This is a genomic window from Nocardia sp. NPDC057663 (assembly GCF_042799895.1).
Lineage (GTDB): Bacteria > Actinomycetota > Actinomycetes > Mycobacteriales > Mycobacteriaceae > Nocardia.
Genome location: NZ_JBHVHX010000025.1, coordinates 59,810 through 79,482, shown reverse-complemented (window position 1 = coordinate 79,482; position 19,673 = coordinate 59,810). Strand labels below are relative to the sequence as shown.

The following is a 19,673-nucleotide window of genomic DNA, read 5'->3' as shown; positions in this document are numbered from 1 at the left end:
CTCTTCTACCCCCGTCTCGATTTTTTTTCTGTTCTTCCCGGCGCGCTACATCTGCTCCCCCCTCTTTTTCTCTGTTTTTATTTTTTGTGCTCGGGGTCGGGCCTGGGGGGGGGGGGCCCGGCCCCCCCCCCACCGCTACACACTTTCGTGGGGACTACTTGACCTCGTACATCCAGATCTGGATGTTGGCCAGCTCGCCGGTCCCGCTCCACTGGTACTGGCGGGCGACACCGGTGCCGTTGTAGTTACGGACGTAGTCGACGAGCTCGGCGCGGGTGACCTTGCCCGAGTCGATGCCCTTGAGCAGGATCGTGGTCAGGTCGTAGCCCTCGACGGAGTAGACGCCGGGCGCCTGGCCGTTGAGCGCCTTGTACTCGGTCGCGAACTTCTCCGGCGCCGGGCTGCACGGGCACGACAGCAGCGCGCTCTCCGACGAGCTACCGGCCTGGCGCACGAACTCGGGGTCGTTGCTGCCGTCGGCGGAGACGAAGGTCGCGGTCACGTTGCCGGAACGCAGCTGCTGCACGAACGGCGCCGCCTCCGCGTAGTAGCCGGCGTAGAAGATGGCGTCGGGCTTGGCCGCGGACAGCTTCGACACCGCGGCCGAGAAGTCCTTGTCACCTTCCTTGACGCTGACCGCGCAGGACGCGTCAGCGGCCGGGCCTGCGGCGGTGTTGAACGCCTTGGCCAGACCGGCGCCGTAGTCGGTGTTGTCCTGCACAACGCAGATCTTCTTGTAGCCCTTCTCGCCGGTCAGGTAGTTGGCGACGGCCGGGCCCTGCGAGTCGTCGTTGCCCAGGCCGCGGAAGAAGGTCCTCCAGCCGTTCTGGGTCAGCGTGGGGTTGGTGGCCGAGGCGGTCAGCGTAGGCATGCCCGCCTCGCTGAGGATCTGGCCGGTCGCCTTGGTCTCACCCGAGAAGGTGGGGCCGACCAGCGCGACGATGCTGGGATCGCTGACGATCGTGGGGATCACCTGGCTGGCGATCTGCGGCTTGCCCTCGGTGTCGAACTGCTTGACCGACACCTGACAATCCGGGTTGGCCTTGTTGTGCTGGTCGAGCGCCAGCTTGACGCCGTTGATGATGTTGATGCCGAGCGCGGCGTTACCGCCGGTCAGCGGGCCCGCCATCGCGATCGTCTGGGGCGCACACTTGGCCTTGCCGTCACCCGCGGGATCGGCGGCCGCGCCCGCGTCGGTCTGCGCGACGGCCTTACCCTGGGTGTCGAGCTGAACTACCGGCTGGATCGAGAGATCGGTGTTGCCGCCACCGCCGCCGTCGGACGACTTGTCGCTGCATCCGGACAACACCAACGACGCGGCAGCTCCGATTACCAGAACTCCTCGCGTCGAACGACTGCGCCATGTCGAACTGAGCACGTCTCACCTCTATGTCCTGTGCTCCCCGGGGTCACCGAGGGGGCCGACCACGTTCAGCCCGGACAGAACATATCGCCGGTTTGTTAGATCCGCATCACATTCGCATCATGTCGGACGCATCTTGTCCAGTCGTAGTTCACATTATTGTTTCGCTTGCGTAAAGTTTTCCGGCTTTCGACGCGAGACCCGAAGCGGCGCGTTCCAGCGTCACTGCGGGGTGAGGTTCTCCAGCACGACTTCGGCCACCGCCTTCATGGTCGTCCGGCGATCCATCGCGGTGCGCTGAATCCATTTGAACGCCTGCGGTTCCGACAGACCCTGGGTCTGCATGAGCACACCCTTGGCCCGCTCGACCAGTTTGCGCGTCTCCAACCGGTCCGACAGATTCGCGACTTCTGTTTCCAGCGCGGTGATTTCGTGGAAACGGCTCGCCGCGAGTTCGATCGCCGGCACCAGGTCGGATTTGGTGAACGGCTTGACCAGATAGGCCATCGCGCCCGCGTCGCGGGCCCGCTCGACCAGGTCGCGCTGACTGAACGCGGTCAAGATCACCACGGGCGCAACACGTTTCGACGCGATCTCGGCGGCGGCGTCGATGCCGTCGCGGCGCGGCATCTTGACGTCCATGATCACCAGATCGGGGCGCATCTCCTCGGCCAGCTCGACGGCCTGCTGACCGTCGCCCGCCTCACCGACAACCTCGTAGCCCTCTTCTTTGAGCATCTCCACGAGGTCCATCCGGATGAGGGCCTCATCCTCGGCGACGACGACGCGCTTGGCCGCGGCCTCACGCGTGGCGCCGGCGCCCGCTGCATTCATGCTCATAGGTTCGACCCCTCTGGATTCCGATGCCTGTCGATCACACCACGACAGACGACGGCACCGGGCGAGCCGGCCGACAACCCGTCGTGGGTGACCGAGTGATGTAAAGAGTACCGTTCGCTTCCGCACAGAATGCAGTGAGCGGTCCGAAACCGCCGGTGAACGCGAGCGCGGTGACGTCGCGCACACCCCGCGACCGATACTCCCCCGCGGAGCGCGGCCGATGCCGCGCTTCCGCCGTGGTGCCGAGTGTGGGACTCGAACCCACACGTCCTTTCGGACAACGGTTTTTGAGACCGTCGCGTCTGCCAGTTCCGCCAACCCGGCGCACCGCGGTCACTATAGCGCCTCGGCGCGCCGGGAAGCGAACCGCCGGTCGAACCGTGCGGACGGCCACGTCGTTGCACCAGGTCGGCACCGCACCGGCGGTGGCGGCAGGAGTGCCGGGCGTGGCCGGATACTCGCCACCCGCGGCCGGATGCAGGGCCGCGCACCCCCGGCGCCGCCGGTTATTACCGAATCGAATTATCGCGACACAAAAGAGTGATGATCGACACATATCGCTCGCAGGTTTCCGGCTCATATCTCGCGGGTATCACGGTCACGCACAACGGATTTCGCACAGCATTCGTGTACAGGATTCAACCGAGAGGTGAATAAGTAGCGCCGCGTCTGTGATGGTTGTAATTCCGACCCACTACACGACAATCGACCCGATTACGGTGTCGGTATGCACGTGTTGTTCGTCTGCAACTCCAACGTCTGCCGCTCGGTGATCGCCGAACGGCTCACTCGGGCGTTCGCGGCGGACAACGGCCTACCCGGGCTGACCGCGGAGAGCGCGGGGACGCGCGCGCTGGTCGGCTTTCCACCGGAACCGCTGGCCGCGGAGACCATCGCCAGCCTCGGCGGTGACGCCACCGGATTCAAGGCACGCAAGCTCAAGCCCGAGATGGTCGACCGCGCCGACCTGGTGCTCGCGATGACCGAATCGCTGCGCGACAAGGTGGCCGAGCTCGCCTTCGGTGTCGGGCCGCGCACCTTCACCCTCGCCGAGGCGCATCGCATCGCCAAGGTCACCGGCGCGAAATCCATTGCCGCGCTGGACCGCGCCCGCAACGATCTGGCCTACGTCGGCCGGGAGAACATCGCCGACCCGATCGGCCTGTCCCCCGAGGCTTTTCTCGAGGTCGGCGACCAGATCGCCGAACTGCTGTTCCCCCTGCTGCAGGCGCTCGCGCCGCACGAGCAGGCCGAACTCACCGGCGACGACGAGCGCCCCGGCCTGGTCATCGAACCGGCGCCCGCGCGTCCGCTCTCGGCCTTTCTCGCCGCCCAGCGCAGGCGCTGAGCGCAAGGCTGTTCGCCGGACCGCCCGAGGTATTACACTTCGGCGCGGACGTGCTGTTCCCTTTACTGGTTCGACACACGACAGGAACTCAGACATGCCGAAACGCATTTCGGATGTTTCGCTCCATGTGTATGTGACACCGGAAATCCTCGACCGCATCGTCGCCAGTGTCCGGACGGTCCTCGACGACCACCTCCAGGACCGCGATGTGTTCGCCTGGCGGTTCACCCTGCCCGTCGACGCGGCCGACCCCGTCCATCAGGAACTCGAATCACACTGGCGCGGTGCGCATCCCGGCGCCGAACCGAGCACCGAGACCACCTCCGAGATCGCACTCAGCCTGGTCGGCGATCCGGCCGACCTCACCGACGCCGACATCGCCGACCTCGAGCACGGACTGGCGCTGGCCGTGTACGGCGCGACCACCCGCGCCGTCCCGTTCGTACTGCGCGCGCATCAGCGCACCGATGTCGCGCTCGAACTCGACCGCGAACACCGCTGAGGCGCGCGCTCAGCGGGCCGGGAAGTGCCGGATGACGCCTTCCTGGACCGTGGTCGCGAGCAATTCCCCGCTGCGCGAATAGAATCGGCCGGTCGCCAGGCCACGCGAGCCCGCCGCCACGGGTGATTCGGTGGCGTAGAGGGTCCAGTCGTCGAAGCGGAACGGGCGATGGAACCAGATCGAATGGTTCACCGTGGCCGCCAGGATCCGGTCCAGCCCCCACGACAACCCGTGCGTGGTGATGATCGAATCGAGCACCGTGGTGTCGGAGGAGTAGCCCAGCGCGGCCACGTGCAGCAGCGGATCGTCGGGCAGGGTGCCGTCGGTGCGCATCCACACCCGGTTGTGGTTGAGCTTCTCGCCGGTGCCCTTGAGAATCCACGCCGGATCGTTGGTGTAGCGCATGTCGACCGGATGCGGCGCGTTGATGAACATCTCCAGCTTGTCCTCGAAGCCGGCGAAGCTCTCCTCGATCCGGGGCAGCGTCTCCGGATCGGGCACCTGGGGGCCCTCGTGGGCGTGCTCGAGGCCCTTGCCCCAGTCCTGGAAGGCCGCCAGCATGACGAACAGCTCCTGGCCGTCCTGGCTGGCGGTGACCGTCCGGTTCGCGAGCGCGCGGCCGTCGCGGTGCCGCTGCACGTGATACTCGATCGGCTTCTTCACGTCGCCACCGCGCACGAAGTGCGCGTTGATCGCGTGCAGCGGCCGCTCACCGGCGGTGCGTCCGGCAGCGACGATCGCCTGCGACACCAGCTGCCCGCCGAAGGTGCGGCTCCACACCTTCTCGGGATGGTTGCCCAGGAAGACGTCCTCGCCGATCGATTCGAGGTCGAGCAGGTCGAGCAGTACCCGCAGATCGGGTGACGGCTCGCCTTGCACGGTCTCGGCCTCGATCGATCCGCCTGCCGAACTACTCACGACTAGTGGTCCTCCTCGCCGATGCGATGAACGTGGATCAGGTTGGTGGAACCGACGGTACCCGGCGGGGAGCCGGCGACGATGACCACCAGGTCACCCTTGCGGTACCGATCCATCGACAACAGCGCCTGGTCGACCTGATGGATCATCGCGTCGGTGCTCTGCACCATCGGCACGATGAAGGTCTCGGTGCCCCAGGTCAGCGTGAGCTGGCTGCGCACCTCCGGCAGCGGGGTGAACGCCAGCAGCGGCAGCGGGGTGTGCAGCCGGGCCAGGCGGCGCACGGTGTCACCGGACTGGGTGAAGGCCACCAGTGCCTTGGCGTTGAGCCGCTCGCCGATGTCGCGGGCGGCGTAGGAGATCACGCCGCGCTTGGTGCGCGGCACGTGGGTCAGGGGTGGCACCCGGTGTGTCTCGGACTCCACCGCGGTGACGATGCGGCTCATGGTGCGCACCGCGTCGATCGGCCACGCGCCGACGGAGGTCTCGCCGGAGAGCATCACCGCGTCGGCGCCGTCGAGCACCGCGTTGGCGACGTCGGAGGCCTCGGCGCGGGTCGGGCGGGAGTTCTCGATCATCGACTCCAGCATCTGGGTCGCGACGATGACCGGCTTGGCGTTCTCGCGCGCCATCTGGATGGCCCGCTTCTGCACCAGCGGCACCTGCTCGAGCGGCAGCTCGACGCCGAGGTCGCCACGGGCCACCATCACCGCGTCGAAGGCGAGCACGATCGCCTCGAGGTTGTCGATCGCCTCGGGCTTCTCCAGCTTGGCGATGACCGGCACCCGGCGGCCGGCCTTGTCCATGATGTCGTGCACCAGCTCGATGTCGGACGGCGAGCGCACGAACGACAGCGCGATGAAGTCGACGCCCAGTTTCAGGGCGAACTCGAGGTCCTCGATGTCCTTCTCGGACAGGGCGGGCACCGACACGTCCATGCCGGGCAGCGACAGGCCCTTGTTGTTGCTCACGGGGCCACCCTCGGTGACCCGGCAGACGACGTCGTTGCCGTCGATGCTCTCCACCGTCAGGCCGACCTTGCCGTCGTCGACGAGCAGGCGGTCACCGGCCTTGGCGTCCTGCGCGAGCTGCTTGTAGGTGGTCGAGACGCGGTCGTGGGTGCCGTCGACCTCGTCGACGGTGATCCGGACCTGCTCGCCGTTGGCCCAGGTGGTGCGGCCGTCGGTGAACCGGCCGAGGCGGATCTTGGGGCCCTGCAGGTCGGCTAGGATGCCGACCGCGCGGCCGGTCTCGTCCGAGGCCGCGCGGACCATCTTGTAGTTGTCGGCGTGGTCGGCGTGCTCGCCGTGGCTGAAGTTCAGCCGCGCGACGTCCATGCCGCTTTCGACGAGCTCACGAATACGGTCCTGGGTCGCCGTGGCCGGCCCGAGGGTGCACACAATTTTCGTCCGTCGCATCACACCGGCAAGCCTAGTACTCCCCCGCCTCCCCGCGTACTTTGCCGGTCGGGGGTGCAAGGCCCCTACTCGACCGGACCGGCGGATATCGGCGGGGCATGGGCCGGGCGTTCCCGGCGAGTTACCCCTGTGTTCACGAAATCAGTTGTCACCGAACGGCGACGTGCCTCGACAGCCGCGTTTCCAGGCGGGTCTGGCCCACGCCGAGAATCAGGCAGATGACCCAGTAGTAGAGGGCCGCGACGCCGTAGAGGGCGAAGAAGTCGAAGGTCGGCGCGGCCGCCAGCTGAGCGGTGCGCAGCAGTTCGGTCACCAGGATGGTGGAGGCCAGCGAGGTGTCCTTCACCAGGGAGATGAGCGTGTTCGACAGCGGCGGCACCGCGATCCGGGACGCCTGCGGGAACACGACGTACCAGAGCGTCTGTGGGTAGGTCATGCCCAGCGACTCGGCCGCCTCCCACTGCCCGTGGGCGACGCTCATGATCGCCGAGCGCACCACCTCCGCGGCGTACCCGCCGACATTGAGGCTGAACGCGATCACCGCCGCCGGGAACGGATCGATGACGATCCCGAACTGCGGCAGCGCGTAGAACACGATGAACAGCTGCACCAGCAGCGGGGTGCCGCGGATGATCGAAATGTAGAAGCGGGCGGGCAGCGACAGCACCCGCTTCGACGACATCCTGGCCAGCGCGACACCGACCGCGATCGCCAGGCCGAGGACGAAACTGATCGCCGTCAGCGGCAGCGTCGCGGTCACCGTGGCCTTCAGCATCGGCCACAGGTTGTGCCAGATCAGCTCCCTGGTTGCGGGATCCATCCGCTACTTGCTGACGTCGGTGCCGAAGTACTTCTCCGACAGCCTGGTCAGCGTGCCGTCGGCGCGCAGCTGTTCGAGTGCGGAGTCGATATCGGCGATCAGCGCCGCGTCGTCCTTGCGGGCGGCGAAGGCCTGCTTGCTGGTCTCACCGGTCCTGGCCGCGATCTTGATGCCGGTATCGCCGGTCTTCTTGGTGTACTCGCCGACGGCGAGGGTGTCGTTGACGGTGGCGTCGACGCGACCGGCCTTCAGCAACTGCACCGCCTGCACGAAGCCTTCCACCGCTTCGACTTTCGCACCGGCGCCCGCGGCGACCTTGCTCCAGTTGCTGGTCGAGGACTGCGCGGTGGTCTTGCCCGCCAGATCGGCGAGCGAGGTGATGGTGGTGTTGTCGGCCTTGGTGACGATCACGCCCTCGGAGGTCGTGTAGGGCTGCGACAGCGAGTACTTGGCCGTGCGCTCGGGGTTGACGGTGACCTGGTTGGCGACCAGATCGAAGCGCTTGGACTCCAGGCCGGCGAAGATCGAGTCCCACGGCGTCTGCACGAATTCGACCCGCTTGCCGAGCTTCTCGCCGATCGCCCGCGCGACCTCGACGTCGTAACCGGTGAGCATGCCGCTGTCCTGGTAACTGAACGGCGCGTAGGTGCCTTCGGTGCCCACCTTCAGCACATTCGGGTCGGCATCGGACGAGCAGGCCGACAGACCTGTCGCGGCGACCACGGCGAGTACGGCGGCGGCAAGCATTTTGCGCACGGTCAATCCCTTCCTCCGCTGCGCGCATCAGGCACGCGCAGGCCAAGCGACGCTACGGCGCCGGCACAGACGGACACAGAGTATCGCTCACCATGATCGGAATCCCGGTGGGAAAACGCGAAACGGGCACTCCGCGCACTGCGGAGCACCCGTTCGTCGGTGCGGTGCCGGGCGATCAGTCGCGCAGCGGACGGCCCTGCGCGTCGGGCACCTTGCCGGTGAGCATCATGATGCCGTCGATCAGCGGCCAGATGGCGCCGATGCCGCAGGTCAGCCAGACGACCGCGATCTGGGCGATGCCCAGACCGGTGTAGCCCAGGTAGAAACGACCGACGCCGAAGCTGCCGAGGAAGATCTCCAGCAGACCGGCCATCAGCTTCTGCTTGTCCGAGAACGGGACGCCGTACATGTCGCGGCCGTACGGCGCTTCCGGATCGGCCGGGTTGTAACCCTGCGGCATGGCGCCGTACGGCGCGGCGCCGTAGGCGGGCTGCGGCTGGGCGTACGGGTCGGCGGGCTGACCGTACTGGGGCTGGCCGTACTGCGGCTGACCGTACCCCGGCTGCGGCTGACCGTACCCCGGCTGCTGCTGGCCGTAGCCCGGCTGCTGCGCGTACGGGTCCGAGGGCTGGCCGTAGGCAGGCTGACCGTACTGCGGCTGCGCGCCGGAGTCGGGCTGCTTGCTCAGGTCGGGGCCGTACTGGGGATTGGGGTTATAGGGGTCGGTCACTCATGTCCTCCATCATTCGTGCGGGTACCCGTCGTGGCCCCCGGCCAGTGGCGATCGGCCGAACGGCGGTGCGCCCGCGACGATCACCGGCCATTGTGGTCATAACGACCGGCCGTTGTCTCCTCGGGCCCCACACGAACGGTCCTCGACACTCTGCCGGAATATCGCGACGGGCGCCCGGAATGTTGCCGGACGCCCGTCTGATTCGAGTCGAAGGCCCTCGATCAGGCCTTCTTCGCGCCGGACTGCTCCGGCTCGGTGGTGTCTGCCGCGTCGGCGGCCGGTGTGTCGTCGGCGGTCGGCGCCGGGTCGGCCTTCTTCAGCGTCGGCTCGGCGTCAGCGCTGTCGGCCGCGTCATCGGTGGTCTGCTCGTCCGCGGCCTCGGCGGAGTCCTTCGCGGCGGCCTCGGCGGAATCCGTTGCCTCGGTGGACTTGCCGGCCGCCCCGGCGGCCCGCAGCGCCGAGAACTGCCACGGCCACGGCCGCGGCTCAGCACCGGGCTGCAACTGCACCGGCGTCTCGCGGCCCTTGGTCGCCAGCGCGAAATAGGCCATGGCGCCGAGGAATACGAGGGCCGCGGTGAACGAGTTGATCCTGATGCCGAGGATCTGGGTGGCTTCGTCGCTGCGCATCAGCTCGACGAAGAAGCGCCCGAAGCTGTAGCCGGCGACGTAGAGCGCGAACAGGCGGCCGTGGCCGATCTGGTAGCGCTTGTCCAGCTGCACCAGCGCGATGACGACCAGCACGTTCCACACCAGCTCGTACAGGAACGTCGGGTGCACGACCTCGAGCACCTGGCCGGTCGAGACGCCGTTCATCATGTCGCGCGCGCCGGTCTCCGGGTCGAAGCGCTCGTAGATCTCGAGACCCCACGGCACCTCGGTGGTGCGGCCGTAGAGCTCCTGGTTGAAGTAGTTGCCGAGGCGGCCGATCGCCTGCGCGAGCAGCACGGCGGGCGCGATCGCGTCGCCGAGCGCGGGCAGCGGGATCTTGTAGACGCGGCAGCCGATCCAGGCGCCGATGCCACCGAGGAACACCGCGCCCCAGATGCCGAGGCCACCCTGCCAGATGTAGAGCGCCTCGATCGGGTGCTTGCCGGGGCCGAAGTACTTCTGCCAGTCGGTGGCCACGTGGTACAGCCGGCCGCCGATCAGGCCGAACGGCACCGCGAACATCGCGACATCGAGCACCGCGCCCTGCTGGCCGCCGCGCTGTTGCCACCGGCGCTCACCCCACCAGATGGCGACGACGATGCCGAGAATGATGAACAGCGCGTATGCCCGGAGCGGGAAAGGCCCGAGGTGCCAGACACCCTGCGGCGGACTCGGAATGTAGGCCAGGACTGAGTTCACGGCCCCCAGGCTAGTTGAATGCAGTACCGGCACGTTGCCGCGACCCTGACAGCACATGCCGGGGCGGTGACAGCCGATGGGCCCGGCAGCACATCGGCTGCCGGGCCCATCGGTGCACGACTAGGAGCGAACGGTCGCGGAGCGCACGCCTTCGGCGAGCTCTCTGGTCAGCACGCGCACGGCGTCGAGGCCCTCGGCCGCGGCCGAGACCAGCGCCGATCCGACGATCACGCCGTCGGCGTACGCGGCGATCTCGGCGGCCTGGGCACCCGAGCGCACACCGAGACCGACGCCGATCGGGATGTCGGAATGCGCGCGGACCCGCGCGCACAGCGCGGGCGCGGCCGAGGACACCACGTCACGCGCGCCGGTCACACCCATGGTCGAGGCGGCGTAGATGAATCCGCGCGAGGCTTCCAGCGTCTTCACCAGGCGCTCCTCGGTGGACGACGGCGCGACCAGGAAGATGCGGTCCAGGTTGTGCGTGGCCGAGGCGATGAACCAGTCATCGGCCTCGTCGGGGATCAGGTTCGGCGTGATGATGCCGGCACCACCGGCCGCGGCCAGGTCGCGGGAGAAGGTGTCGACGCCGTACTGGAGCACCGGGTTCCAGTAGCTCATCACCACGGCCTGACCACCCGCGTCGGTGATCGCCTCGACGACGGAGAACACGTCGCGCACCCGCACGCCACCGCGCAGCGCCTGCTCGGCGGCGGCCTGGATGGTCGGGCCGTCCATCACCGGGTCGGAGTACGCCACGCCGACTTCGATGATGTCGCAACCGGATTCGACCATGGCCTTGCACACCTCGATGGAACCGGCCAGATCGGGGTAGCCCGCGGGGAGGTAGCCGATCAGGGCGGCCCGGTTCTCCGCGCGCGCGGCGGCGAAGGTGTTGGCCAGACGAGACTGCTGACTCACTGCTGGTTCTCCTCGGCGGCGTCGTCGTCGAACAGACCGAACCAGCGGCCCGCGGTGTCCATGTCCTTGTCGCCGCGACCGGACAGGTTGACCAGGATGATCGCGCCCTTGCTGAGCTCCTTGCCGAGCTTCAGCGCGCCGGCCACGGCATGCGCGGACTCGATCGCCGGGATGATGCCCTCCGAGCGCGAGAGCAGCAGCAGCGCGTCCATCGCCTCGACGTCGGTGATCGGCTCGTACTCGGCGCGCCCGATGTCCTTGAGGTGGGCGTGCTCGGGGCCGACGCCCGGATAGTCCAGACCGGCCGAGATCGAATGCGATTCGATGGTCTGGCCGTCCTCGTCCTGCAGCAGGTACGAGTAGGCGCCCTGGAACGCGCCGGGCGTGCCACCGGTGAACGTGGCCGCGTGCCGACCGGTCTCGACGCCGTCACCGGCCGCCTCGTACCCGATCAGCCGCACGCCCGCGTCCGGGATGAAGGCGTGGAAGATGCCGATGGCGTTGGAGCCGCCGCCGACGCAGGCCACGACCGCCTCGGGCAGCCTGCCCGTGCGCTCCTGGATCTGCTGACGCGCCTCGATCCCGATGATGCGCTGGAAATCGCGCACCATCAGCGGGAACGGGTGCGGGCCCGCGGCGGTGCCGAAGCAGTAGTAGGTGTCGTCGGCATGGGAGACCCAGTCGCGCAGCGCCTCGTTGATGGCGTCCTTGAGGGTCTGCGAACCGGTGGTCACCGAGATCACCTCGGCGCCGAGCAGCCGCATCCGGGCCACGTTCAGCGCTTGGCGGGCGGTGTCGACCGCGCCCATGTAGATCACGCAGTCCAGGCCGAGCAGCGCGCACGCGGTCGCGGTCGCGACACCGTGCTGACCGGCGCCGGTCTCGGCGATGACGCGGGTCTTGCCCATCCGCTTGGCGAGCAGCGCCTGGCCGAGCACATTGTTGATCTTGTGCGAGCCGGTGTGGTTGAGGTCCTCGCGCTTGAGGAAGATCCGCGCGCCGCCCGCGTGCTCGGCCAGGTTGAGGCACTCGAACACCGGCGAGGGACGCCCGGTGTAGTCGCGCTGGAGCCGGTCGAGCTCGTCGAGGAAGGTGTGGTCGGAGCGGACCTTGTCGTACTCGGCGGTGACCTCCTCGATCACCGCCATCAGCGCCTCGGGGACGTGCCGTCCGCCGTAGACGCCGAAGTGGCCGCCCGCATCGGGTTCGTAGTCGCTGTGCTGGGCGACGCCCGCACTGGCCTGGGGCAGAGCGGTCACCGGATGCTCCGCCGGGCCGGCTTCGGGCAGGACGGGTGGGTACCGGCGGTCACCAGTTCCGACACCGCGGCACGCGGGTTGCCGCTGGTCACCAGGCCCTCGCCGACGAGCACCGCGTCGGCGCCCGCACCGGCGTAGGCCAGCAGGTCGGCGGTGCCGCGGATGCCGGACTCGGCGACCCGGATGACCTCCGACGGCAGCCCGGGGGCGATCCGCGCGAACACGTCGCGGTCCACTTCCAGGGTCTTGAGGTTGCGCGCGTTGACCCCGATCACCGACGCGCCGGCTTCCAGCGCGCGATCGGCCTCTTCCTCGGTGTGCACCTCTACCAGGGCGGTCATACCGAGTGATTCGGTGCGGTCGATCAGCGAGGACAGCACGTCCTGCTCGAGCGCGGCCACGATCAGCAGGATCACGTCGGCGCCGTGCGCACGGGCCTCGTGGATCTGGTACGGGCCGACGACGAAGTCCTTGCGCAGGACCGGGATGTTCACGGCGGCGCGGACGGCATCGAGATCGTCGAGCGAACCACCGAAACGACGGCCCTCGGTGAGCACGCTGATGATGCGCGCGCCACCGTCTTCGTAGGCCTTGGCCAGGACGGCCGGATCGGGGATGTCGGCCAGCGCGCCCTTGGAGGGGCTGGCACGCTTCACCTCGGCGATGACACCGATCCCGTCCTCGTGCAACGCGGCGCTAGCGTTCAGCGGCGCCTTGGCGGCGGCCGCTGCGGCTTTGATCGCCTGAAAATCGAGGAGGGCTTCGCGAGCGGCAACATCCGCCCGAACCCCGTCGAGAATCGAGTCGAGTACCGTCATCTGGCTCGAATCCTTTCTGGGGAGACGAACTTCTCACCTGAGAGTCCCCTCAGGCGCTGTCTCACCGATGCTGGACAAGAATAAATGGCCGCCGCGCGTGTCACTGCGGCGGGGGTGCCGGGGGTCACTACTGCGGAGCAGCCCGGCGTCACTGTGGTGGATCCGTGGCGGGTCACGGCGTGCGACCTGTCGACTTGCCGTCGTCGTCCGGTCCCTCGGCGGTGTCGGTCGGGTCGGTGCCCGCGTCGAGTGCGTCCCACAGCACCCGGTCCGACAGCGGCGCGGCGGTGCCGGTCTCGTCGCGCTGCTTGCTCACCTGGGCGCTGGCGTCGGCACGGCGGAACACCGGGTTGTCGTAGGTGCCGGAGAGCTGGGCGTTCGCACCGGTCCGGCGGGTGAGCAGCACACCGGCGAACAGCGCGAGCGCCGCGGCGACGATCGACAGGACCGCGGGCGCCGGATGCACGTCGGCGCTGCTCACGACGGCGCGTACCGGCAACTCGGCCAGCGTGCCCGCCCGTTCCGCGGTCCGCCCCTCCCCCACGACCAGCGCGAACCCGGGCACCGCGGCGACCGCGGCGACCACCGCGATCACCACGCCGAGCAGCTGGCGCAGTCCGCCCTTCACCGCGAACACCGCGGCGATCGAGGCGACCAGCACCAGGGCCAGCGGGGTGAGCGCACCGAACCAGGTGGCGCCGTCGAGGTCGTCGGTGCGCGGTTCGGTGAGCCCGTCGGCGGAGTGCACCGTCACCCAGGTCATCCGCGACGACGCCCACAGCCCCGCCGCCGCCAGCGCCAGCAGCGCCACCGGGACGACCGGCTTGGCGGCGCGTGCGGGAGCGGGAGCATCGCTCATGAGGCGCCGCCGTCGTAGGTGCGCAGGGTCTGCGCCGCCGCGATCGCCTTGAGCACCGCCATGGCCTTGTTGCGGGCTTCGGTGTCCTCGTAGACCGGATCGGAGTCGGCGACCACACCCGCGCCGGCCTGCACGTAGGCCGTGCCGTCCTTGAGCAGCGCGGTGCGGATGGCGATGGCGGTGTCGGCGTCACCGGCGAAGTCGAGGTAGCCGACGACGCCGCCGTAGACCCCGCGCCTGGTCGGTTCCAGCTCCTCGATCAGCTCCATCGCCCGCACCTTCGGCGCGCCCGACAGCGTGCCCGCCGGGAAGCAGGCCTGCACCGCGTCGAGCGCGATCTTGCCCTCGGCGAGCTGCCCGGACACCGTCGAGACCAGATGCATGACGTGGCTGTAGCGCTCGACGTGGCGGTACTGGGTCACCCGCACCGTGCCGGGGCGGCAGACCCGGCCCAGGTCGTTGCGGCCCAGGTCGACGAGCATCAGGTGCTCGGCGTTCTCCTTGTCGTCGGCGAGGAGGTCCTTCTCGAGCAGGATGTCGTCCTCGGCGCTCTGGCCGCGCCAGCGAGTGCCCGCGATCGGATGGGTCGTGGCGACCCCGTCCTTCACGGTGACCAGCGATTCGGGGCTGGAGCCGACGATGGAGAACGCGGTGCCGCCGTCGCCGTCGGGGATGTGCATCAGGTACATGTACGGGCTCGGGTTCGAGGCCCGCAGCATCCGGTAGACCGCCAGCGGCGAGCCGGTGTAGTCCATCTCGAAGCGCTGCGAGAGCACCACCTGGAACGCCTCACCCGCCTCGATCTCCTTGATCAGGCGCAGCACGCCCGCACCGAATTCCTCGGTGGTGCGCCTGCGCAGGAACTGCGGCTCGGGCTGGTCGAAGACCGACACCGTCGACGGCGCGGGGGTGGCCAGCGCGGCGGTCATCCGGTCGAGCCGGGCGACGGCGTCGTCGTAGGCGGCGTCGGCGTTGTCGTCGGTGCCGTTCCAGTTCACCGCGTTGGCGATGAGGGTGATCGCGCCTTCGTGATGGTCGAACGCGGCCAGGTCGGTGGCCAGCATCAGGACCAGTTCGGGCAGCTGCAGATCGTCGGCGGCCAGCTCGGGCAGCCGTTCGATCCGGCGCACCGCGTCGTAGCCGAGGTAGCCGACCAGGCCCCCGGTCAGCGGCGGCAGGCCGGGCAGCCGTTCGGTGCGCAGCAGTTCGAGGGTCTCGTGCAGCGCGCGCAGCGGATCACCGCCGGACGGCGCGTCGGCCGGGACGGCGCCGAGCCAGGTCGCCTCACCGTCGACGACGGTCAGCGCCGACGGACTGCCCGCGCCGATGAACGACCAGCGCGACCACGATCGCCCGTTCTCGGCGGACTCGAACAGGAAGGTGCCCGGCCGGTCGTCGGCCAGCTTGCGGTAGGCCGAAAGCGGAGTTTCGGAGTCCGCCAGCACCTTTCGGGTCACCGGGACGACCCGGTGCTCGGCGGCGAGCAGCCGGAACTGGTCGCGGGTCGTGGTGGTTGGTGTCGACGCGCCCTGCATGAACCCATCATCCCAGGCGCGCCGCGGCACCCGTGCGCTGACCCGACCCCGCGCCGCAATGCGGGGTGATCGGCATCACTACACTCGCGCGCGTTCCATGTCGCATGCGGTATTCCCTTTCCTCGAGAGGAGCAATGTTGTACCCCTCGCATCAGGGCGCACTGGACGGCCGGTCGGTCGTCCCGTCGCAGCAGCACTACGGTCCCGGTCAGCTGTCCGCGGCGAACGCGCTCACGTCGTTCGTCACCTACGCCAAGGCCATGCAGGATCTGGACGAGAAGATCTTCCCGGCCGAGTACGCCGGGCACCGCGACCGCATCCGTGAGCTCGAGCCGATGCTGCGCGTGCACGGCATCCTCGACGTGATGGAGATCCGCAACCCCGAGATCAAGGCGCTGCTACAGCGCTAGAAACCGCTCGGCGGGTGCGGTCCGTCGGGGGCGGCGCCGGCCGATCACGAACCCGATCCCCGTTCGCTTCGGTGGGCGGGGATCTTTCGCGCTCGGCGGCCGGTCGATAGGGTCGGGTCATGCAGCCAGGCCAGCGCGCTCCGCAGTTCGAGCTCCCCGACCAGTCCGCCAAGCTCCGCACGCTCGACGGCTTGCTCGCCGACGGCCCGCTCGTGCTGTTCTTCTACCCGGCGGCCAACACCCCGGTGTGCACGGCCGAGGCCTGCCACTTCCGCGATCTGAGCGCGGAGTTCGCCGCCATCGGCGCCTCGTGCGCCGGCATCAGCACCGACAGCACCGAGGTGCAGGCCGGTTTCGCCACCAAGCAGCGCCTGGACTACCCGGTGCTCTCCGACGCCGACGGCGCGGTGGCCGCGGCGTTCGGCGTCAAGCGCGGGCTGCTCGGCAAACTCGCCCCGGTCAAGCGGCACACCTTCGTCATCGACACCGACCGGACGATCCTGAAGGTCGTGACCGGCGAACTCCGCGCCGCCGTGCACGCGGACGAGGCGCTGGCCTTCCTGCGCGCCCGCAGCACCACCGGCGAGTAGCCGACCGATCCGACAAACGCCGGGCGCCGGATCGGCGTCCGGCGTCCGCACCGCATCTCCGCTCGGCACAGGACAACCGGCGAGGTGCGGTCGAGCGGTCAGAAGCCCACGATGACCGTGTGGCGCAACCGGGCGATCATCACAGTCGCCACGGCCGCCGTCCTGGTGATCGCCTACGTCATCCTGGCGTCGTTCATCCCGCGCTGGTGGGCACAACGGCCGGCGAGCACGGTGCACGGCCCAGCAACACACCCTCGCGGCGCGCTTCCGATTCCGCCGAGGTGTCCTAAGCTCCGGTCTCATGCGCGTGGCGAGCACCGATCGCACCACCGCGGTCCTGGTTCTCGGCGCTGGTCCGGCCGGCTTGGTCCTCGGCAATATTCTGCAAGCAGCCGGGATAGATTCCGTGATCGTCGAACGGCGCGATCGCGCGCACATCGAGCAGCGAGCGCGGGCCGGTTTCCTGGCGCCAGGCAGTGTCGCGGTCCTGCGTGAGCACGGCCTCGACACCGGCTTGCGCCAGCGCGGACACACCCATGGGACTTGCGAATTCCGTAGTGACACCGGACGTTTCGCGCTGTCTTACGACGAGCTCGGACGACGCGAGGTGCACACCGTCTACCCGCAGCAGCACCTGGTGACCGATCTGGCCGCCGAGTATCTGCGCCGCGGTGGCGACCTGCGTTGCCTGACCACCGCCGAACGGATCGGCGACGAGCACAGTGATCGTCCGTGGGTCCTTGCCCGCGCCGCCGACGGCAGCGCGTATCGGATCGCCGCCCGCTATCTGGTGGGTTGCGACGGCGCGCGTGGCGTCGCCAGACACGCCGTCGCCGTTGCCCGATCGACGTGCGACTACGACATCACCTGGCTCGCACTGCTGGCTCAGGCGCCACCGACGTCCGAGACCGTCGTCTACGGCGTGCATGCCGACGGCTTCGCCGGGCAGATGCCGCGCAGTCCGGAGATCACCCGCTATTACGTGCAGTGCTCGCCCGACGAGGATCCCCTGAACTGGAGCGAGGACCGCGTGTGGGCTGCCCTGTCCACGCGACTTCGCGCCGACCGGTACGGGCCGCTGCGGACCGGCCCGATCGTCGAGCGCGGCCTGGTCCGGCTGCGGTCGGAGATCCTCGACCCGATCCAGCAGGGACGGTTGTTCCTTGCGGGCGACGCGGCCTCCTCGATCAGCCCGTCGGCCGCCAAGGGCGCCAATCTGGCCATTCTCACCGCGCAGTCGCTGGCGCTCGCGCTCGTCGCCGCCGTCGAACGCGGAGACGAGTCGGGCCTGCGGCGACATTCGGCCGTGTGCGTGCCGCGCATCCGCCGAGCCCACGAGTTCTCGCACTGGATGATCGGCCTGCTCCATCCGCCCGCCGGACCACAGGCGGCCTTCGAACGCGAACTCCAGCGTGCCCGGCTGCACAGCCTGGCCACCTCACGGACACACCAGGACTTTTTCGCGGAGAACTACGTCGGCATCTGAATCCAGGAGGACGCGTGACCCGTTCGCCGGCAGTGCAGCCCCGGATCGACCCCCTCGATCACGACCGCGTGGAAGCGGCCGTGCACTTCGTCAGAACACAGGACACCGACAGCGTGCTCACCCGGCTGCTGCCCCACCTGGGCGAATCCGAACGCAGGGCGATCGCAGGCCGCTGCCGGTTCGACCATGTGGGGGTGCTGGTGTTTCCCCCCGACCTCGCGGCACTGGACGAGATGCCGGCGATGCACGATCTCGCGGTGGCATCGACCGGCCCCAGCGTGGTTGTCCGCCGGCGATTGGCGGCGCGGCACGGCCTGGATCCGCGGCATGTGCCGGTCCAGATCGTGCGGGCCGCACTGCGCGCCGCCGATGGAACACCCTGCGGGATAGAGATTTTCGCGCTGCCCGAGGCACCGGCACAGGTGTCGGCCGCCGAGCGTGCCGACGCGCGCGAAGCCCACATCGCGCTGGCCACCGGCCCCATCGACGACGTCGCCCTCGCCGGGCTGTGCGCGCTGCTCACCGGGCCGGGCGGACTCCGTCCCGACGGCGGCGGCTACAACGACCGGGAGGACGCGACCAGCTTCTATTTCGCCCGGCCGGGCGCGCGAACCGACCGGATGGAACTCCACGTCGCCGGTGCCCACCCACGCGCGCTGGCGAGGCACATCGGCGAGTCCGACGACCCGGCGACACGGCTGCTGCGGCTGCTCACCGGAGCCTGGGCCACCCAGGCGCTGGCCGTCACCGCCGAGTTCGGGATCGCCGACCGGCTCGCCGGGGCACCGGGCAGCCCGGTGCGCGAGCTCGCCGCGAAGACCGAGACCGACCCCGGCGCACTCGCCCGGCTGCTGCGCTATCTGGTCCAGCTCGATGTCGTCGAGCCGAGCGGGGCGGGCTACGCACTCACCGACGTCGGCGCGCTCCTCGTCGCGGACGCCCGTCCCTCCCTGCATCCGCTGGCCCGCCTGTACGGCGGCGCGTTCTACGAATCCTTCGGCGAACTGGGCTACGCCGTGCGCACCGGGCGGACGGCATTCGACCACCACTTCGGATTGCACCATTTCGACTACTTCGGCACCGACCCCGCCCGCGCGAACCTGTTCGACAGCGCGATGGCCGCCGGCGCGGCGATTTTCGGCCAGGTGGCAGATCACGTCGGTGCCGCCACGGCACGCACGGTGGTCGACATCGGCGGTGGCAACGGCGAACTGCTGGCACGCGTGCTGGCTGCGCATCCGCACCTGCGCGGCATCCTGTTCGAACGGGAGACGACCCTCCCGCGCGCACGAACCACCATCGACCGAGCGGGTTGCCTTCCGCGCTGCGAGTTCATCGGCGGCGACTTCTTCACCGCCGAGGTACCGACCGGCGGCGATATCTACCTGCTCTCGCGAGTACTGCATGACTGGGACGACGCCGACGCCCGGGCCATCCTGCTCCGCTGCGCGACGGCGATGCCCGAAAACGCCCGGCTCTACCTCGTCGAACGGCTGCTCCCCGAGGACGAGTCCCGTTCCCTGGTACCCGCCTGGGACCTGCACATGCTGTGCAATGTCGGCGGTCGCGAACGAACCGGCGCGCACTACCGAGCCCTGCTGAAGTCGGCCGGACTCGACCTGATCGCCCACGAGGAGTTGCCCCTCGGTTTCGCGATGCTGCATGCCCGACGCGCTGGTTGAACAGGCTCGTGCCCCGCTGCGGCCCGTGCGATAGATCGCGCGGGCCGCTGTGAGTGACCTCACGAC

General features: G+C 69.0%; 19 protein-coding genes and 1 tRNA gene. 6 read left to right on the top strand and 14 right to left on the bottom strand.

The genetic code is table 11. The features are described from left to right. Positions 1-154: 154 nt before the first annotated feature. The 3 genes from ACFVAV_RS32005 to ACFVAV_RS31995 all read right to left on the bottom strand — a co-directional run bounded on the left by ACFVAV_RS32005 (position 155) and on the right by ACFVAV_RS31995 (position 2,527). Positions 155-1,312 carry a branched-chain amino acid ABC transporter substrate-binding protein gene (locus ACFVAV_RS32005; RefSeq protein WP_379039322.1) on the bottom strand — a complete coding sequence of 386 codons (1,158 nt, stop codon included), beginning with the start codon at positions 1,310-1,312 and terminating at the stop codon, positions 155-157. A 273-nt stretch (positions 1,313-1,585) separates the two neighbouring features. Beyond that, complete coding sequence (locus tag ACFVAV_RS32000; RefSeq protein WP_379039321.1) at positions 1,586-2,203, bottom strand: ANTAR domain-containing response regulator; 618 nt, start codon at positions 2,201-2,203, stop codon at positions 1,586-1,588. 237 nt (positions 2,204-2,440) lie between these two features. Further along, positions 2,441-2,527 (bottom strand) — tRNA-Leu (locus ACFVAV_RS31995). A gap of 403 nt (positions 2,528-2,930) precedes the next feature. On the opposite strand from ACFVAV_RS31995, the gene ACFVAV_RS31990 reads away from it, so the two are divergent. Together ACFVAV_RS31990 and ACFVAV_RS31985 are read left to right on the top strand one after the other, a co-directional pair. Beyond that, positions 2,931-3,551, top strand: a complete 621-nt coding sequence (locus ACFVAV_RS31990; protein ID WP_379039320.1) for a low molecular weight phosphatase family protein — start codon at positions 2,931-2,933, stop codon at positions 3,549-3,551. Between the two features lie 94 nt (positions 3,552-3,645). Beyond that, positions 3,646-4,053 carry a hypothetical protein gene (locus tag ACFVAV_RS31985; protein WP_379039319.1) on the top strand — a complete coding sequence of 136 codons (408 nt, stop codon included), beginning with the start codon at positions 3,646-3,648 and terminating at the stop codon, positions 4,051-4,053. A 9-nt stretch (positions 4,054-4,062) separates the two neighbouring features. Here ACFVAV_RS31985 and ACFVAV_RS31980 read toward each other — a convergent pair whose 3' ends face one another. The 11 genes from ACFVAV_RS31980 to ACFVAV_RS31930 form a co-directional block, all read right to left on the bottom strand. Beyond that, complete coding sequence (locus ACFVAV_RS31980) at positions 4,063-4,971, bottom strand: acyl-CoA thioesterase (RefSeq protein WP_379039318.1); 909 nt, start codon at positions 4,969-4,971, stop codon at positions 4,063-4,065. A 2-nt stretch (positions 4,972-4,973) separates the two neighbouring features. Continuing rightward, positions 4,974-6,392 carry a pyruvate kinase gene (gene pyk, locus ACFVAV_RS31975; protein WP_379039317.1) on the bottom strand — a complete coding sequence of 473 codons (1,419 nt, stop codon included), beginning with the start codon at positions 6,390-6,392 and terminating at the stop codon, positions 4,974-4,976. A 145-nt stretch (positions 6,393-6,537) separates the two neighbouring features. After that, positions 6,538-7,209: an amino acid ABC transporter permease gene (locus ACFVAV_RS31970; protein ID WP_378854624.1), complete on the bottom strand. Its 672-nt coding sequence runs from the start codon at positions 7,207-7,209 to the stop codon at positions 6,538-6,540. A 3-nt stretch (positions 7,210-7,212) separates the two neighbouring features. After that, positions 7,213-7,965 (bottom strand): amino acid ABC transporter substrate-binding protein, encoded by a 753-nt coding sequence (locus ACFVAV_RS31965; RefSeq protein WP_379039316.1) that lies wholly within the window; start codon positions 7,963-7,965, stop codon positions 7,213-7,215. A gap of 175 nt (positions 7,966-8,140) precedes the next feature. Then, entirely contained in the window at positions 8,141-8,695 is a 555-nt protein-coding gene (locus tag ACFVAV_RS31960) for a TM2 domain-containing protein (protein ID WP_379039315.1), read from the bottom strand. 224 nt (positions 8,696-8,919) lie between these two features. Continuing rightward, positions 8,920-10,056 carry a prolipoprotein diacylglyceryl transferase gene (lgt, locus tag ACFVAV_RS31955; protein ID WP_379039324.1) on the bottom strand — a complete coding sequence of 379 codons (1,137 nt, stop codon included), beginning with the start codon at positions 10,054-10,056 and terminating at the stop codon, positions 8,920-8,922. Positions 10,057-10,167: 111 nt separating this feature from the next. Continuing rightward, on the bottom strand, positions 10,168-10,968 hold the full coding sequence (gene trpA, locus ACFVAV_RS31950; RefSeq protein WP_379039314.1) for a tryptophan synthase subunit alpha: 801 nt from the start codon (positions 10,966-10,968) through the stop codon (positions 10,168-10,170). Then, a complete protein-coding gene (gene trpB, locus ACFVAV_RS31945) occupies positions 10,965-12,227 on the bottom strand; it encodes a tryptophan synthase subunit beta (RefSeq protein WP_379039313.1) in 1,263 nt (420 codons plus the stop codon). The genes trpA and trpB overlap by 4 nt, the downstream gene beginning before the upstream one ends. After that, positions 12,224-13,045: an indole-3-glycerol phosphate synthase TrpC gene (gene trpC / locus ACFVAV_RS31940; RefSeq protein ID WP_019046355.1), complete on the bottom strand. Its 822-nt coding sequence runs from the start codon at positions 13,043-13,045 to the stop codon at positions 12,224-12,226. The genes trpB and trpC overlap by 4 nt, the downstream gene beginning before the upstream one ends. A gap of 172 nt (positions 13,046-13,217) precedes the next feature. After that, entirely contained in the window at positions 13,218-13,904 is a 687-nt protein-coding gene (locus ACFVAV_RS31935; RefSeq protein WP_379039312.1) for a TIGR02234 family membrane protein, read from the bottom strand. Then, positions 13,901-15,439: an anthranilate synthase component I gene (locus tag ACFVAV_RS31930; protein ID WP_379039311.1), complete on the bottom strand. Its 1,539-nt coding sequence runs from the start codon at positions 15,437-15,439 to the stop codon at positions 13,901-13,903. Before ACFVAV_RS31930 ends, ACFVAV_RS31935 begins: the two co-directional genes overlap by 4 nt. Before the next feature lie 134 nt (positions 15,440-15,573). Here ACFVAV_RS31930 and ACFVAV_RS31925 point away from each other — a divergent pair, with 134 nt between their 5' ends. The 4 genes from ACFVAV_RS31925 (at position 15,574) to ACFVAV_RS31910 (ending at position 19,607) form a co-directional block, all read left to right on the top strand. Continuing rightward, positions 15,574-15,849: a hypothetical protein gene (locus tag ACFVAV_RS31925; protein WP_379039310.1), complete on the top strand. Its 276-nt coding sequence runs from the start codon at positions 15,574-15,576 to the stop codon at positions 15,847-15,849. A gap of 119 nt (positions 15,850-15,968) precedes the next feature. Continuing rightward, positions 15,969-16,439 carry a peroxiredoxin gene (locus ACFVAV_RS31920; protein WP_379039309.1) on the top strand — a complete coding sequence of 157 codons (471 nt, stop codon included), beginning with the start codon at positions 15,969-15,971 and terminating at the stop codon, positions 16,437-16,439. Between the two features lie 301 nt (positions 16,440-16,740). Then, a complete protein-coding gene (locus tag ACFVAV_RS31915) occupies positions 16,741-17,925 on the top strand; it encodes a 4-hydroxybenzoate 3-monooxygenase (protein ID WP_379039308.1) in 1,185 nt (394 codons plus the stop codon). Between the two features lie 14 nt (positions 17,926-17,939). After that, entirely contained in the window at positions 17,940-19,607 is a 1,668-nt protein-coding gene (locus ACFVAV_RS31910) for a methyltransferase (RefSeq protein WP_379039307.1), read from the top strand. Positions 19,608-19,673 lie beyond the last annotated feature (66 nt).